General features: G+C 60.4%; 2 protein-coding genes. Both read right to left on the bottom strand.

Features of this window, described 5'->3' with window-relative positions; all coding sequences use genetic code 11:
- On the bottom strand, nt 1–455 hold a 455-nt coding region (locus ACZXDY_RS46010), incomplete at its 3' end, for a dioxygenase family protein (protein WP_464350026.1).
- A gap of 64 nt (nt 456–519) precedes the next feature.
- Entirely contained in the window at nt 520–1059 is a 540-nt protein-coding gene (locus tag ACZXDY_RS46005; RefSeq protein WP_028169130.1) for a 4-hydroxylaminobenzoate lyase, read from the bottom strand.
- Nucleotides 1060–1072: the final 13 nt, after the last annotated feature.

Below are 1072 nucleotides of genomic sequence, written 5' to 3'. Positions count from 1 at the left end.
CGCCAGGCGTTGTAGTGATTGCCCCAAGGGTAAGCGCCGGGTTTGATGGTGACGAATTTGTAGTAGCCGGACGCGTCCGACTGCGTGCGGCCGGCGCCGGTAAAATTGGGATCAAGTGGCGCCGGATGCTGGTCGCGGACATGGATATAGCGGCCGCAGGCATTGGCCTGCCAGATCTCGATCAGCGTGTTCGGCACTCCGCGGCCATCTTCGTCGAGCACATGGCCATGCACGATGATGCGCTCGCCAAGCGGCTCGCCCTTGTGCTGAGTGGTGAGATCATTGTCCCCGGCACGCACGCTCTCATGGCCGTACACCGGTCCGGTTAATTCCGAGAGGGTATGTCGCATCGGGATCAGCGGCTTCTGCGGTGCGCGCTTGATCGAACTCCTGTAGGCGGGAGAGGACAGCGCGGGATGGATGCGCTTCGAACCGGCCGGATAGATCAACGTCATTATGTTTCCTCTGATAGTGGTGACGCCATTGAAGCGGCATCACCTCGCATGGCCCGGTCAGCAATCAGGCTGGCGCTTTGAAGTCGTAGGAAATGCGACCAGCGGGGAGATAAAACAACGCGATGACCGCCCCGCCCCTGACCTCGGGATAGTGGCGGCTTCCGGGATCTGGCGCCGTCCAGCCGGGACCCTGCCAGCCCTGTAATCCCTTCAGCTCGGCGCCCTTATTTAAGGGCACCACAAGATTGAGCTCGCCATAGGGATGGCCGTGATACTGCCCGCGCAACACGTCATGCTCGTCCTCGTCCTTGAAACGGCGCGGATCGGCGCTGTTCATGTAGACGGCCGTGATGCTGAACTGAAACGTTTCGGGCATTGGTTCGAGGATGCGGCTCCGCCGGTAGTTCGGACCGTCCACCTCCTGGTTCGCTGCCCAGCCTTCTTCGACCCCGATCTTGATCAAGCGAGCCAAGTCCTGATAGAGCGCGCTCTCCTCTCCATATTTCTCGTTGAGCCAACGCTCCATCTCGGCGCCAGGCGTCATATCCTTGACTTCCCGGAGGAACGGAATGCTGCGCTGAATCAGTTCTTCTCGGCTTCCCATAGTCGTCTCCTTA

It is taken from the genome of Bradyrhizobium sp. LeoB3, from assembly GCF_055456055.1.
The sequence above is the reverse complement of the archived record's forward strand: the minus strand, read 5'-3'. Positions and strand labels throughout refer to the sequence as shown.

Bases quoted from the DNA above. Each gene is read 5' to 3' on its own strand.
- ACZXDY_RS46005 (WP_028169130.1), bottom strand. From the start codon at position 1,059: ATGGGAAGCCGAGAAGAACTGATTCAGCGCAGCATTCCGTTCCTCCGG.